The sequence below is a fragment of the Flavobacterium sp. LHD-85 genome, from assembly GCF_030929595.1.
Classification (GTDB): Bacteria; Bacteroidota; Bacteroidia; order Flavobacteriales; family Flavobacteriaceae; genus Flavobacterium.
This window is the reverse complement of sequence record NZ_JAVFVR010000010.1, coordinates 67,614-83,533: the sequence shown is the minus strand read 5'-3', so window position 1 is coordinate 83,533 and position 15,920 is coordinate 67,614. Positions and strand designations below refer to the sequence as shown.

11 protein-coding genes are annotated in these 15,920 nt (G+C 33.0%); 5 read left to right on the top strand and 6 right to left on the bottom strand.

Annotated elements, in window-relative coordinates; translation table 11 throughout:
- Positions 1 to 214: 214 nt before the first annotated feature.
- The 3 genes from RB618_RS16830 to RB618_RS16820 form a co-directional block, all read right to left on the bottom strand.
- Entirely contained in the window at positions 215 to 1,726 is a 1,512-nt protein-coding gene (locus RB618_RS16830) for a glycosyl hydrolase family 32 (RefSeq protein ID WP_308069799.1), read from the bottom strand.
- Positions 1,727 to 1,986: 260 nt separating this feature from the next.
- Positions 1,987 to 4,167 carry an HAD-IIB family hydrolase gene (locus RB618_RS16825; RefSeq protein WP_308069798.1) on the bottom strand — a complete coding sequence of 727 codons (2,181 nt, stop codon included), beginning with the start codon at positions 4,165 to 4,167 and terminating at the stop codon, positions 1,987 to 1,989.
- 368 nt (positions 4,168 to 4,535) lie between these two features.
- Positions 4,536 to 5,435 (bottom strand): carbohydrate kinase, encoded by a 900-nt coding sequence (locus RB618_RS16820; RefSeq protein WP_308069797.1) that lies wholly within the window; start codon positions 5,433 to 5,435, stop codon positions 4,536 to 4,538.
- 357 nt (positions 5,436 to 5,792) lie between these two features.
- Between RB618_RS16820 and RB618_RS16815 the strand changes: the two genes are divergently transcribed.
- Together RB618_RS16815 and RB618_RS16810 are read left to right on the top strand one after the other, a co-directional pair.
- On the top strand, positions 5,793 to 8,174 hold the full coding sequence (locus tag RB618_RS16815; RefSeq protein ID WP_308069796.1) for a TonB-dependent receptor: 2,382 nt from the start codon (positions 5,793 to 5,795) through the stop codon (positions 8,172 to 8,174).
- A 55-nt stretch (positions 8,175 to 8,229) separates the two neighbouring features.
- On the top strand, positions 8,230 to 9,327 hold the full coding sequence (locus RB618_RS16810; RefSeq protein ID WP_308069795.1) for a PepSY-associated TM helix domain-containing protein: 1,098 nt from the start codon (positions 8,230 to 8,232) through the stop codon (positions 9,325 to 9,327).
- 289 nt (positions 9,328 to 9,616) lie between these two features.
- On the opposite strand, the gene RB618_RS16805 is transcribed toward RB618_RS16810, so the two are convergent.
- Together RB618_RS16805 and RB618_RS16800 are read right to left on the bottom strand one after the other, a co-directional pair.
- A complete protein-coding gene (locus tag RB618_RS16805; RefSeq protein WP_308069794.1) occupies positions 9,617 to 10,426 on the bottom strand; it encodes an SDR family NAD(P)-dependent oxidoreductase in 810 nt (269 codons plus the stop codon).
- A gap of 69 nt (positions 10,427 to 10,495) precedes the next feature.
- Positions 10,496 to 11,083: a TetR/AcrR family transcriptional regulator gene (locus RB618_RS16800; protein ID WP_308069793.1), complete on the bottom strand. Its 588-nt coding sequence runs from the start codon at positions 11,081 to 11,083 to the stop codon at positions 10,496 to 10,498.
- Positions 11,084 to 11,248: 165 nt separating this feature from the next.
- Here RB618_RS16800 and RB618_RS16795 point away from each other — a divergent pair, with 165 nt between their 5' ends.
- Entirely contained in the window at positions 11,249 to 11,614 is a 366-nt protein-coding gene (locus RB618_RS16795; protein ID WP_308069792.1) for a hypothetical protein, read from the top strand.
- Positions 11,615 to 11,635: 21 nt separating this feature from the next.
- Here RB618_RS16795 and RB618_RS16790 read toward each other — a convergent pair whose 3' ends face one another.
- Positions 11,636 to 14,023 (bottom strand): outer membrane beta-barrel family protein, encoded by a 2,388-nt coding sequence (locus tag RB618_RS16790; protein WP_308069791.1) that lies wholly within the window; start codon positions 14,021 to 14,023, stop codon positions 11,636 to 11,638.
- Positions 14,024 to 14,164: 141 nt separating this feature from the next.
- Between RB618_RS16790 and RB618_RS16785 the strand changes: the two genes are divergently transcribed.
- Positions 14,165 to 15,190, top strand: coding sequence for a histidine kinase (locus RB618_RS16785; protein WP_308069790.1), 1,026 nt, complete (start codon positions 14,165 to 14,167; stop codon positions 15,188 to 15,190).
- Positions 15,187 to 15,882, top strand: a complete 696-nt coding sequence (locus RB618_RS16780; protein ID WP_308069789.1) for a LytTR family DNA-binding domain-containing protein — start codon at positions 15,187 to 15,189, stop codon at positions 15,880 to 15,882. Before RB618_RS16785 ends, RB618_RS16780 begins: the two co-directional genes overlap by 4 nt.
- The last annotated feature ends 38 nt before the right edge of the window (positions 15,883 to 15,920 follow it).

The window sequence follows — 15,920 nt, the reverse complement described above, 5'->3', positions numbered from 1 at the left end:
AAGTTTAATCTTTCAAAATAAAAACAGCTGTGTTAACTCGATGTATATATTTTTTTAACACATAGAAACATAGATTTTAAATTATTAATAAAGAAAGTAAAAGAGAAACTCGTTTCTCCACACATAGTCGCTATGCGAATTGAAACAAGTGAAACGCCTTTTTAGCGTAAGAAATTCTATATTTCTATGTGTTTAATTTTAGCTGAATAGTTTATTAAATTAAAGAATTTGGCTGTAATTCATTATCATATTTTTCAGGATCTGAAGCTGCATATTCATTTTCAGGTTCTGGAATAACGTGAATTTTAGAATCACTAATTGAAATTACAGCAGAACAAACGTAAATCCCGATTTTTCCTTCATTGTATTTGAAATCTAGTAAAGTCAGTTTTACAATATCGTTAATCGAAAGCTCGTAGTAATTTCCATAACGGATAATCTTAAAGGAAATCTGTTTTTCCTCGCTAATTTCAAACTGATTGGTTTGGATGTTTTCAAAAATAAAATTATTCTTGACATCCTTTTCATTAAATCCCCAGGCTCTAAACTGCACGAAACCATTCATGAAGTCAATCGAAATATAATATCCCGTTCCTTCTTTATCACATTCGATCACAAAACCTGTTTTTCCCATTCCTTCAACAGACAATGTTCCTTCCCAGACAAAATCGTTAGAAGGTTTTTCGAAACCGTAGATTTCATAACCGCTTCGGCATCCAAATCGCCATTTATTTTCGTTTTCTAAAACAAATTCTGCTGTTGGATTTCCTAGAATCGGCAAGGGTAGAGGCAAATCTTTTTGAAGAATTGTTTTCTGATAGAGTTTCTGCCAATAATAATAACTTTTTAATAAAAGCCGTCCGCTTTTATCGACGTCGAGTTCTTTTGGTGGTGGAATCACACGATGTGTATTAACGTTTCCGTCTGCGAAATAGAAATTGTAAACCAAGAAATGTTTTCCATCTTTAATCACTCTGGCAGCATAGTTTCCTTGGGGCATGAGTACATTATTATGAAATGCAGAATATTCTCCTCTAAATTCTGGCGAAGACCAGTAACGGATTTTAATATCTTCTCTTATCGATCCTAAAAGATAATGTGTTCCTTTAATTTCAAATACACACGGACATTCTACATCATCATAAACATACGGAATGTGAAGCGGTTTTTGCAGCACATAACCTTCTTTTTCTCTTTTAGCAACACCAATACAGCCTCTGCGGTATGTTGGTCCAGAGGCGCTTCGGGCGCAGATTAAAAGATAATCTTCGCCTTTGTATTGGTATTTAAAAGGATCTCGAAAACTAATCCATTGTCGCGGATTGTTGTTTGGACCTTCATAATGCGGTGCTTCACTTTTAAAAGGAAGTCCATATAGATTTTCTTTTTTCCAATTGAGTAAATCGGCAGAAACTGCTCGTCCTACTTTTTGTTCAATTCCTTTATCCTGACGTTTTAATCCAGTATAATACATTTCATAACCGTCGCCATCCGATTTTTTGCTAATGTGCATTGTCCATAACATATCATCGTCCCATTCTCCTGGATCGCCAACAAATAAGGCATTTTTTACGCGTTTCCACGAAAGACCGTCTTTTGATACTGCATGCGCAATATAATCGTGATTGGGAATAATTAAATGAAATAAATGATGAATTCCTTTTTCATCTATAAATACATCAACATCTCCAATTTCCCAATTGCTAAATCCTGAACCTGAATACATTTTATTACTTATTTTAAACTGTTAGTATATTTTTTATTTTTTTAAACACATAGAAACATAGCTTTTGTTTGAGAAAAAAAAGCGTTTCACTTGCATTAACAAACATAGTTTTGTGAGTGTCAAACTTTGTCAAAGTGTTTTGAACTTTGACAAAGCAGACATGAGCTATGTGTTAGAAACTAGTTTCTTTCAATTATCTTTTCCAAGAAATAAAAAACTATGTTTCTATGTGTTTAATTTTTTTTTATGCTCAAAGCTTTTTATTTAATGACTTTATAATATTTCAAACCTTCCAAAATTCCTTCTGAAGCCGAAGCTTTGGCTACATAAATACTTTTCGTTGTTTCGTAATCTGCCAGTTCTGCGCTTCGGTTTCCAACAATAATTCCTTTAACAGGGCCTCTAAACATATCGACATCATTTCCTGAATCTCCTGCAGCAATTACATTGCTTAACGGAATTGACCATTTTCGGCATAAAAATTTAATCGCATTTCCTTTAGAAGCTCTTTTCGGAATAAAGTCTAAAAACTGACCGTGACTCGGAATAATATTCACTTTATACCAGCCTGTTCCTAAAACCGCAATTAATTCATCATGATTGTATTGTTCTTTTTCATAGTAATAAGAGATTTTATACGGATTCTGTGCTTCTTCTTCCTGCAGTTTGATCCATTTGATGGCTTTGAGTTTATTAACAATTTCGTCTCTTTTCCACCTTCCAGAAAGGAATTTTGCCCACCCTTTATCCAGAATATAGTCTTTGCCGTTGGTGTAATAAATTTCGGTTCCGACAGAGCAAATGATAAAGTCGGGTAGGGGAAATTCTTCTTCATCAATTACTTTTTTTACTAAAGCTAAATTGCGTCCTGAAGCCATTGCAAATGCCATTTTATCGGTACGATTGATCAAATGTGTTTTGAGTTCTTTCAAACTCGGATTTGCTAGTTTTGGTTCAATCAATGTTCCGTCAATGTCAGAAACCAATAAATGATCGATTTTTCTTTTTAATCGGCTAATATTGATATTGGGATAATGCTGTTTTTTGATTCCAGCTCCAGATGAAAGGGAAAGGTTTTCTTTAACCAGTTCGACATAATGGTTTACGTGGCTAATCCAGCTATAGTGTTTCTGAATATTGATCGCGCCATTATTAGAATAATATTTCCATTGATTTTCATCGGTTAAAATATTTCGAAGTGCCTTTTTAATTTGGCTTTCTTCTTGCGGATTGACTAATTCTCCGTTTTGACAGACGGGAATAATTTCTGAAGGCCCACCGTTTTTAGTCACCACAACAGGAAGCCCTGAACTTGCCGATTCTATTACAGTCAAACCGAAATTCTCATGCAAAGCTAAATTCACAAAAACACCTCTCTTTTCAGCCGCATAACGATAAATAATAGAAACTTCATTTTCTACATCATGCTTTTTCGGAATTGCCATTTTTCCGTACAAATCATATTTGTCCATTAAAAGAAGCAAATCGGTTAAAACGTTCTTTTCAGATTCGGGCATTTTGGCAATGTCTTTTCGAATACCCGCAAAAATGACCAAGTTGGCAATGCTTTGCAGTTCTTTGTCTTTTCCGTAAACTTCGATTAAAGTGTTCAAGTTTTTATGGCGGTCAGGTCTTGAAAGTGCTAGAATAATAGGCTTGTGCGGATTGGTTAGGAATTTCGATATGCTTTCCTGAACCCAATATTTTCGTTGTATTTCTTCCATGTTTTTCTCAGAATCATTTTCCTGATAATAATAAGGAACAAATTTTCGGGTATCAATTCCGGGAGAAATGGCGTGGTATTTTCCTAGTTCGAAGTTTTTGTAGGCTTTGTAGGTTTCAATTTCCTGTTCGGTCGAGGTGACTATAAATTCTGCGAGTTCTAAGGTTCGCTCTTCAGCATAAATTCTGGTTTTAAACTTGAATTTTTTCTCAAGTTCTTCTTCTGTTTCTCCGCTTTCTATTAGTTTTTTCTTTTTATAAAATCCTAAAGAATGTCCAGTGTGGGCAAAAGGAATATTTAAAACAGCTGATAATTCGGCTGCCGCATAACCGGCATCTGCATAATGGGAATGTATCCAATCGGGAAAAATATTATGCTGTTTAATGTGCTGCATCGCACCATTTACAAAAAGATCAAGACCTTCCCAAAGCTGTTCTTTGGCTTTGTACTTTTTTCCCAGAAACGGAATTCGCCTTATATCCAATTTATCATTAATAATTTCGACAGGTACCGCGTATTCTGGCGAAAGAGCGGAATCGTCTATTAATCTGGTAAAAAGATGAACGTGTTCTACATCTTCATGCTGCGATAAAAATTCGGCTAATTCGTATATGTATTTGGTCTGGCCTCCGTTGTCGGCATCTCGTCCTATTTCTAAACCTGAACCTTTCAAAAGTCCGTGAATATTGATAAGAGAAATTCGTAGTTTTTTCATCATTCTTCCTTAAATTATTTGAATTCACAAGTTACTGCGCCTATATTGATTAAGAAGAAATAATTACATTTTAAATTTACATAGTTCCCATGTTTGAAGAATGATTTTGATGTTTTAACTATAAAAAGATTGTTTTTAAGCAAAGTTTTTTTCAATTGCCTTCAGCTTTAGCGGGAGGTCTTATTGAATATTATTGATGGCTTTAGCTTAAAAGTATTGTTTAGCTAAAGCCTTTTTATAGGGGAAATTTTAACCTCAAGCTAAAGCTGGAGGCAATTCATAAGGATCAATATTCCATATTTTATAGCAAAACCCGACAGGTTTTTAAAACCTGTCGGGTTTCTGAACGAAATTTTATTCGAATATGCATTTTAATTTTTATTAATTAAATTCTCAATATCAAATATTGAAATTTTAGGATTTCCGCCAGCCGATCCAGCGACCAAAGCTCCAGTTGCGCAGGCAAAGTTTAGAGCAGCTTGTGGTTCTTTTCCGTTTAAAAGTGAAGTCACCAACGCACCTAAGAAAGAATCTCCAGCGCCAACAGTATCTTCAACTTTTACGGTATAGCCTTCATTTTCATAAAGATGTTTATCCCATAATAGTAAAGCACCATCTTTTCCTCTTGTGACACAAATTGCTGTAGCGTTGGTTAAAGAACAAATGAAATTCATGTTTTCTTCTAAAGTATTATAAGGAGAATTTAAAGCAGCGCTGATTTCAGTTAATTCATCATCATTAAATTTGATAAAATTGGCGGATTGCATTAAGTGTTTTAGAATTTCGTAATCGTAATGTGGTTTTCTAAGATTGACATCAAAAACTTTGTAAGTGTGCGTGTTGAGTAATTCTTCCAAAGCATTTCTAGAAACTTCATCTCTACAAACCAAGCTTCCGTAGATTAAGACATCTGAACTTACTACTAATTCTCTCGCTTCTTCGTTAAGAATAATTTTGTCCCAAGCAGAAGGATAAAGAATTTCATAAGTAGCGGATTTACTTTCGTCTAACGTAACGTTGACCAATCCTGTAGGGAAATGATCAGATTTTAGAATTGTATTGGTGTCTAATCCTAATTTATTGACTTCATTAATGATTGCTTCTCCGTCAGGATCATTTCCTACACAGCTGATCATATTAGAATCAACGCCCAGGGCTTTCATGCGAAGCGCTACATTTAAAGGTGCTCCGCCAATTTTTTTTTCATTACCGAAAATATCCCAAAGTACTTCTCCGAAAGCGACAGCTTTTAGTTTTTTGTCGTTGCTCATTTTAATTTTTTCTTGTTTTCAAAACATTAAATCGGATGATTAGAGTTTCATCTCATTTCATAAAAATAAAAAAGAATAACGGCTTGTGCAACCTGCTTTTTGTATGAAATGTATTGATTAACTTATAAATAACTGAAAATTAACCTATAAAAGCAAACAGAAACTCATTTTTTAATATCACATTCCAGAGAATTATGGAAGCAATTCTCTTTTGTTTCCGGTATTGAGTCTTTACCAGAAATTTTAGTTTAAGGTTTTTTAATTATTTTTTAAGAAATTTTTAATCTTTTGCTAAGAAGTCAGTTCTCGTTTATATATTTGTAACCAGTCTAAATAAGGATAAAATACAGATTTTATATGAAAACAATTTTCAAAACACTTAAAGACAATATTTTATGTCAAGTGTTTACAGCCTTTTTGATTCTTTTTTTATGTTCAGAAACGGCTTTTTCTCAATCAACTGTTGGTACAATTTCAGGTAAGGCTGTTGTTAAAGACGGAAATTATTTACAAGGTGCAACCGTTAGAATTTCAGAATTAAACAAATCTACCGTAACCGATTCTGATGGTACTTATCAATTAAAAAATATTCCTTTCGGAACTTATTTGGTTGAAATAAAATTAAACGGTTACGAATCTTCTCCAACGTCAGTTATTGTTGATCAGAACAACACAGAAGTGACACTTGATTTTGAACTGGCTTATACTTCGCAAAAATTAGAAGAAGTAATTGTAAGTTCTGGAGGAAACCGATTTGCGAGAAAAGAAAGTGAAGAGGTTTCTAAAATGAAACTGAAAAACATGGAAAATCCGCAGGTTTATACTATTGTAAGTAAGGAGTTAATGAAAGAGCAAGTTATTACAGATTATAACAGCGCTTTTAAAAACGTTCCAGGAGCTGGTATTGCCGAAGTAAGAAATCAAGGAAGAACAACCAATATTTCTAGAGGTTTTGCTACGCCACAATTGGTTAGAAACGGTGTTGGAAGTTTTACGTATAACTCAATTGATCCGTCAAATTTAGAGCGCATTGAGGTAATTAAAGGACCATCGGCAACTTTGTTTGGAAGTACTATTTCTTCTTTCGGAGGATTGTTTAACAGAGTAACCAAAAAGCCATTTAATTTCTTTAAAGGAGAAGTTTCTTTTTCGGCGGGTGATTGGGATTTGAATCGTCTAACAGCAGACATTAACACACCACTTAACGAAGATAAAACAGCTCTTTTCAGAATCAACACGGCATTGCATAGCGAAAGAAGTTTTCAGGATGCAGGTTTTAATAAAAGCTTTTTTATTGCGCCAAGTTTTTCTTATGAAGTAAATGAGAGATTGACTTTATTAATTGACGCTGAGTTTAGCGCTTCAAAAGCAACTTCGCCAACACGATTAACGCCTTACACAAAAGCTGATGCTACGGCTCACAGTATAGAAGAATTAGGAATTCCGTACAATCTTTCTTTTGCTAATAATACCGTAAACTACACAGGTCAGCAGTATAATATTTTTGCACAGTTGAAATATAAAATTTCAGACCAATGGACTTCTCAAACTATTGTTTCGCGAACAAGATCTTCATCTGAAGGATATGTTGTGGCTTTGACAATGTTAAGCAATGAAACATTGAGACAGCAAGTTACCAATCAGGATTATCCTTATTATGGAACTGATATTCAGCAAAATTTTAACGGAGATTTTAAAATAGGAAAATTGCGTAATAGAGTAGTGGCAGGATTAGATTTTTACAGCCTTCGTGCCACGCGTAACGATGCAATAGTGAACATGCCAGCACTTAATTTTAGAAAACCTGGCGACGCTTATAATAATTTTACGATAAACAAAATTGAGCCTTTATTTGTAAATGCAACTTACACTAATATGGTGTCAAACAACGAAAGAACATATAGTGCTTATGTTTCTGATGTGTTGAATGTTACCGATAGATTATTGGTTATGGGAGGTGTTAGAGCCGACCGTTATATTAATAAAGGGGTATATTACCCAAGCCGTGATTCTATTGCAGGAAATTACAATCAGACGGCATTTTCTCCTAGATTTGGAGCAGTTTATCAAGTGGTTAAAGATAAAGTTTCAGTTTTCGGAAACTACATGAACGGCTTCAATAATGTTGGTGGATCTGATTTTTACGGAAATACTTTCAAACCTAATCAGGCAAATCAGTTAGAAGGTGGAGTTAAACTTGACTTTAATAAAATCAGTGCGACTTTCAGTTATTATGATATAAAAGTAACCAATGTAACGCGTGATGATCCAGACCACGTAAACTTCCAGATTCAAGACGGAACGCAATTGAGTAAAGGTTTTGAGGCAGAATTGATTGCCAATCCGATTAAAGGTTTAAATATTGTGGCGGGTTATACGTATAATGATAGTGAATACACAAAAGCAAATCCGAGCATTAATGGTTTGAGACCTACAACTGCTGGTTCGCCAACAACAGCCAATCTTTGGGCAAGTTATAGATTGACTGAAGGTACGGCTTCTGGTCTTGGATTTGGTTTTGGAGGAATTTATGGAAGTGAGTACTATCAAACGAATACTTCAACATTTAAATTCACGATTCCTTCTTATACTGTTCTGGATGCTTCTGTATTTTACGACAGACCAAAATTCAGATTAGGCTTAAAAGTTGATAATCTAACGAATGAGAAATACTGGTCATATCGTTTAGCGGCTCAGAATCCAACAAGAGTTACAGGAAATATTACGTTTAAATTCTAAGAATACAATTCGTCATTTAAAATGATATTTCTACATTTGGATTTTATAGCAAATTATGACCAAAGGTTTTAAAAATACTATCAGACAAATACATTTGTGGCTCGGTTTAGCATCGGGCCTCATTGTTTTTATAGTGAGCATCACGGGGTTCCTTTATGTTTTTGAAGAAGAAATACGTGATTTTGCCAACAAAGAATATCTGCATGTTCCGGTTCAGGAAAAACCATTTATAGGTTTAAAAACGATAATTGAAAATTATGAACGCATTGAACCTAAGCAGAAAATTACGGCTTTAAAAATTGACAAAACAGAACCTAATGCCACAGTTCAAATTTCGACTAAAAAGAAAAAGACGTATTATTTTAATCCGTACGATGGGACTTTAATTAATCAGCAAGGAGCAGATTGGTTGAATACAGTTCTGGAAATACACCGAACTTTGTTATTGGGAGAAGTTGGAGAATTTATACAAGGCTGGTCGGTTGTGATTTTTATCGTTATGCTGATAACAGGATTAATTTTGTGGTTTCCAAAACAGAGACGTCAGCTTAAGCAATCTTTAAAGATAAAATGGAGCGGCTCGATTAAAAGAATCAATTTTGATCTGCATCAGGTTTTAGGGTTTTATGCTTCTATTTTTCTGCTTTTAATTGCTTTTTCGGGAACGTACTTTAAATACGATGCGGTTAAAAAAGGAGTTAGTTTGGTAACAAGAAGCAAACTTAGAAAAGGCGACGAAGTAGTTTCTAATGCCAAAATAGATTCGACTACCATTCCTGTTCGTTATAACAATATCTACGAAAGTGCAAATGCAAAATATCCTGGCGCAACTTCGGTTTCATTTTCTGTCAGAAAAACGGGTGAACTTCGTTTAAGAATGACATATCCAAATGATTGGGCAAGAAATCAAAATACGCTTTTCTTTGATAGAAAAACAGGGCAGATGCTAAGAACCAAATTGTACAAAGACAATAACGCTGCAGATGTTTATGAAGCAAGTAATCACGATCTGCATACAGGAGTTTTCTTTGGTTTTACAGGAAAAATAATCTGGAGTTTGGTAAGTTTGATTGGCGCTTCTTTGCCTATTACTGGATTTATAATTTGGTGGAAGAAAGGGAAGAAGTCTAAGAAGAAAAAAGTTAAAGCATAAAAAACATTTTATGTAAAATGTAAAAAGCGCAAAATTATATTTGCGCTTTTTGTTTTTGGATATATATTGCCGTGTTCCGTAGGAACATTTCGTTGGTAGAAACAGATGATTTTGTCATTAGTTTTACGTTCCGTAGGAACGTTTGGTTTTTATCATTTTTTATGTTGGCGTATATCAAACGTTCCTACGGAACGTCAATATGACTGTTGATTTTTTTCTACCAACCAAACATTTCTACGGAATGATAACTTTGTTTTGAAATTATCTTTTTTGTTAAAGCACCAATTAATTAACCATGCGCTTCAACCGAAACATCGTTCCATTTTTCCCAGCTTTCTAATCTTTGATCGTAGCTTTGTTTAACAAATGGAAACGCCACTTTTCCTAATAACAATCGTAAAGGCGGATTTTCATTTTCTACTAATTTCACCACTATTGGAGCAGTTGCTTCAACTTTTCCAAATACATTTTCTCTCTCTGCAAGAGCTTTTTTGATGTTATCATAGGCAGGAATACTTTCACTACTAATTCCTGTATGCCAGATATTAGATTCATATCCGTTTGGTTCCAATAGAGTAACGTTGATTCCAAACTGTTTTACTTCAGATGCTAATGTTTCACTCAAACCTTCAACGGCAAATTTAGAAGCGCTGTAAAGTCCCATTTCTGTTGGTAAAGTTGCCAATCCTAAAATCGAAGAAACTTGAATAATATGACCGCTTTTTTGTTCTCTCATAATTGGCAGAACGGCTTGTGTTAACCATAATGTCCCGAAGAAATTGGTTTCAAACTGTTCTCTCGCTTCTTTTTCGCTAGCTTCCTCAACTGCACCTGTAAGAGCATAACCGGCATTGTTGATCAAAACATCAATTGCTCCAAAATGCTGTTTTACTTTCTGAACTACTTCGAGAGATTCTTCACGATTGTTTACATCTAGTTTTAACGGTAAAATGCTATTTGCATACTTTTCTTTTAGATCGTTTAATGTTTCTAGATTTCTAGCTGTTGCAGCTACGTTGTATCCTTTAGCTAAAAAAGCTTCTGTCCAAGCTCTTCCAAATCCTTTTGAAGCTCCTGTAATTAAAATTGTTTTTGACATGGTATTTGTTTTTTATAATTAATTAAAAATTTATTTATGACCAATCGGTCATTTTTATGATAAAAAAAATTATATCAATTTTTCAGATATAATTTTTTTAAGCGTTTTTTCTATTGTTTTCATGTTATCGTTATTGCCAGAAACTCGCGACATTAAATGTCCGCCTTCAAGCATAGCAAAAAGTGCTGTAGCAAATTCTGATGCATTCCAGTCCGGAGTAAATTCTTTGTCTGCGATTCCTTTTTCTATAATCGAAGTCAAAAGTGTCTGTCCTCGTTTGATGGCAGTGTTTACTTTTTCTTTTACAACTGGATTCGTATCATCGGCTTCTGTTCCAAAGTTTAACAAAGGACATCCGCCAATTACTGGTGGATTGATCGGATTGCTGAAAAACTCGATATAAGCAAAAAGCTGATCTTTGGCATTTTTTTCTTCTCTAAGCGCCGTTTCCAATTTTGAGCTTAATATTTTCATATTATGATCTACAGCAGCGCAGGCCAAAACATCTTTATTTTCAAAATGCACATACATACTTCCTTTAGACAATTTAGTTGCCTCCATAATATCGCTCATAGAAGTAGCTGCAATTCCTTTTGTATTAAAAATAGGAGCAGCTTTTTCTATAATAAATTGTCTGGTTTCTTCACCTTTTGTCATGATAGATTGTATTTAACGATGCAAATATATGACCGATTGGTCATATATGCAAATTTTAATTGATTTTTTTAGTTTAGCATACCGAAATGTTTTGAAACGCATTATAAATTAGGAAGTCATTTCTCTATATTTGTTTGAAGTAATTCTACAATCTAAAGCTAAGAAATGAAAAAATTCGAACTGTACTGGAGAGATCTTAATATAGGGTCTATTGTTAAAACCTATTTCGATATGAGAGATTTTGGAATAATTACTTATAAGTTTGATTATTTAGCTGAGATTCCTGAAAATAAACATCTTGCAGATTTTATTAAACATTCTATACAAGTTAGTATTCTTATTGAAGAAGGAGATGAGGAGGCTAATGATAAGATGGCTGAAATAGAAGAAAGAGAATTTCTTGATTTAATTGATACTACAGATTGGTACCTTATTAATGAGAAAGGAGAGAAAAAAATAATTCTTTGTCCGATGTTTCATGAAGATGATGGAATAACCTGGATGATAGATATGAAAGCTCTACAATCGTAATTGTAAAGCTTTTTTTATTTCTTAATTCGCTCTATTTCTTTCCTCTTCATTTCCAAAGTTTCTATCCTTAGATTTCACATTTTGGTTTCCGAATTTATAACTCAAAGCAATTCTAAAAGCTCTTGAATCGCCATAGTTTTTCATAGTATTTTTAATTCCGTTTGAATAATAAGAAATTAAAGGTTTTTGTGCATTCAATACATCTTCGCCAGTTAAAGTAATAGAAAGATTCTTTTTTAAAGCTAGAAATTTCACCGAAACATCCAAAATATTCAAAGTCGAAATATTGAAAACCTGATAGCGTCCAGGCAATTGCAAACCATAATTTAAACCCATAAAAAGAGTTTTAGATTGATTTACTGTAAAATCGTTATTGCTGTAAATATAACCGTTATAACCATCTACAGACGCAATTAAATTGGTTTTCGATTTTACATTTTGATAGTTTAAATTGAATCCCATAAAGCTGTTCCACCAAGCATATTTATTGAAATTGTAATACGTCGAAAGTCCAATTTGATAAGTATCTGCATAATTGATTGGTGTACTTTTCGTGATATTGGTTTCAGGATTGATAATCGCTAATTCTTGTCCGAAATCAGATACTTGTGAGAAATAAATAGTATTTACCCATTTCTGATTTCTGATATAAGAAAACTCAAAATTGTCAATTATAGAAGGCTTCAAAAACGGATTTCCTTCAGAATAATAGAACGGACTAGTTCTTATAACAAATGGATTTAAATATTCAAAATCGGGTCTGCGGATTCTTCGGCTGTAGTTTAAAGAATATGAATTGTTATCATTTGCATTATACGTTACATAAAACGTCGGAAACAATTTAATATAATTGTTTTTATTGTTTTGATTTAGATTTTCAGAATAGCCTTCTGTTTGTGTAGCTTCGGTTCTTAAACCTATTTGCGTTTCCCATTTTTCGCTTAATTTTTTGTTTGCAGAAAAATAGATTGCCTCGTTGTATTCTTTGTAGGTGAATATATTAGAATAATTGGCGTTCAGAATTGGAGTTCCAGTTTCGTTGTCAAAAACTGTTAGATTATTTTTAGTATTCGTATAAAATCCTTTTCCGCCAAAGCTAATATTCGCCCAAGAATAAGGAAGAGAAACATCAATTTTTGCCGAATAATTTTTCAATTGGTTTAAGTTAGAATTGATTGCTGCGAAATAAGTTCCAGAAATGTTTTCTTTTCGATTGTCCATTTCATTTCCCGAAAACACACGAGAATCGTCTTTTTGATAGTTGAAATAATCTAAATCGACTGTTATGTTTTTGCCTTCATTATTTAATGTAAAAGCATTATTCCAATTTATAGAATTCATTTGAGGTTTGTTCTGCGTATTTACATCAGACAAAATATAAGAATTGATCTCGCCAGAAATTGCATAACGAGTCGTCAACGGATTGTTTGCTGAATTTCTATCATTAAAACTTCCTAAATATTTTATTCCAGAAGTCCATTTTTCATTCAGTTTATAATCGGCACCAAAACCAAGGCTCAGTAAATGGGTTTTCGATTTAGTTGCAATATCTTGTTTCCAAAGTTCATTTGGATAATAAATTCGGTTATCAGAAGTCGTTCGAAATTGATCTGTTCCTTTATTAATGGAAGCCTGAAGCGACAATTTATTATAATTGTAGATAAATAATCCGTTTATGTTTCCGCTTGCATAGCTTCTTTGCACATAAGTGCTTCCAAGATTCGCAGTCCAAGAATTTGCTTTAGCAGTTTTCAATTTAATATTGATTAAACCGCTATTTCCTTCTGCCTCATATTTTGCCGGAGGCGTTGTAATTACTTCAATGCTTTTAATATTATCAGCAGGAATTGATCTTAGAAATGCAACCAAATCTTCTTGTGTCATTTTATTCAAACGATCATCAATCATAACCAAAACTTCTCCCTTTCCAACAATTGAAATTGTTTCGTTTTGAACTCTAACTGTGGGTGTCGATTTTAAAGCGTCCAAAGCTGTTCCGCCAGTTGCAACAACAGAATTTTCGACATTAAAAACCAATCGATCTACTTTTTGTTCTACCAGTTTTTTTCTTGATTTTATCGTTACTCCGTCTAATTGCACCATTTCTTTCACCTCGATTATTCCTAAATCAAGATCTTGATTTACGATTATTTCTTTGGTACTGAATTCGGTTCCAAATTGTTCTATAATTAATCTATAATTCCCTTTTTCAGGATTTAAAATAAAGTTACCTAAACTATCAGTTGAAGCTTGTAGGTATAAAGTTTTGTCTCCTTTTAATAAAGATGCCGTTGCAAATTCCAGCGGTGTTTTATTCTGATTGATGATTTTTCCTTTTACTGAAAATTGTTGCGCGAATACGTTAATTTGAAATAGAAATAAGACTGATACTAAAATGATTCTGTTCATGGTTTTGAATTTAATTACGGAGCAAAACTGTTCGAATTAAAAACTAAAAACCACTTTTATCGACAAACCCCTTCAATTAATCTGCAAACCCGTTAAAATGCTTTTTACTGAATGTATATCTTTGTTTTAAAAATATACCGAATGTATAAAGGAACCATTACCAAAAGGCTCGAATGTCTAATTCATATTATTTATTGGCTTTTAATTTCATATTTTACTTTCGTAAAAAATCCGATAGGGACAAAATCTTTTTTTGTTCCCGATTTATTCATTTGGACTTATTTTATCGTTTTTATACTTACTTTTTATTTTCATTATCTGATTGTAATGAAACAAGTTTTCAAATCTTTTAGTTGGAAAAAACTTTTAGCAGGAGCTTTTATTTCTTATTTGGTTTTTACTTTTTTAAGATGGATAATTGAGCAGGTTATAACCAAAATTTTATTTGATCGCGTAAATTATACTACAACTGATTTTATCAATTATATGCTTGATAATCTTCAGTATAGCAGTATGAGTATTATTTTGAGTTCCTTTCTTTGGTTTGTGATTTATTCGATTCGACTTTTGGAATACAATAAGCTTATTCTAGAAGAAAATAAGAATACGGAGATCAAATTCTTGAAAGCGCAGATCAATCCACACTTTGTATTTAATACTTTAAATAATATTTACTCAATGGTTTATTTTCAATCAGATAAGTCGTTGGTAGCAATTGATAAATTGAGTCAGATTATGCGTTTTACAACTTACGAATCGCAGAAAGAAAAGATCAAACTTTCAGACGAAGTTGATTATATAAAAGCGTATATTGAACTCGAACAATTGAGACATCAGGACAATGTTAGAGTTGATTTTAATCTTGAAATTAAAAATGAGTTCGAAGAAATTCCGCCATACATTTTGTCGCCTTTGGTAGAAAATGCTTTAAAACATGGAGAAGTTTCAGATTCAGAGCCTATAGAAATTCAGTTGAAAGTCACCTCTGAAAAATTGATTTTTAAAGTGAAGAATAAAATCGGAACGCAGAAAAAAGATAGTTTGGGCGGAATTGGACAGGATAATTTACAAAAGCGTTTGCAGATTCATTATCCAGAAAAACAGCAATTTAAAATAACAAAAGAAGAAAACCATTTTACAGCCGAACTTGAAATAGATTTAAAATGAATAAAAAAATAAACTGCATTATTCTAGATGACGAACCTTTTGCGGTAAAACTTATTGCCGATTATGCTTCTAAAATTTCACGGTTAAATGTTCTGTATGCAGACAGTGATGTTTTTAAAGCAATTGAAGTTTTAAATACAGAATCGGTTGATTTGATTTTTATTGATATCCAGATGCCTCAATTAACAGGAATCGAATTGATGCAGATGTTCAATCAGAAATATAATTTTATCATTACGTCGGCTTATCCGCAGTATGCGCTTGAAGCTTTTCAGTTTCATGTGATTGATTATTTATTAAAGCCTATTACATTTAACCGTTTTTATCAAAGTGTAGAAAAGTTTATTCGCTGGCAGGAAACTTTTCAGGTTGCTGAAAAAGCAGATAACGATTATCTATTTGTAAAAGCTGACCGAAAGCACTATAAAATTGCTTTAAATGATATTTTATATATCGAAGGATTAAGAGATTATATTCGCATTCATACCAATGATGAAAAAATCATGGCTTTAGAAAATATGAAAGATATTTTGGAGAAGCTTCCGAATCAGTTTATTAGAATTCACCGTTCGTATATTATTCCAAAAGATAAAATTAAGGTCATTGATGGAAATCAGATTGTAATGAAAAGCGGTAATGCTTTGCCAATAGGAGAGACGTATAGGAAATTGGTTAGTGAATGGTTGGTGTAACATATTTGTTATGCATCAATTTAGTTGAACAATTAATT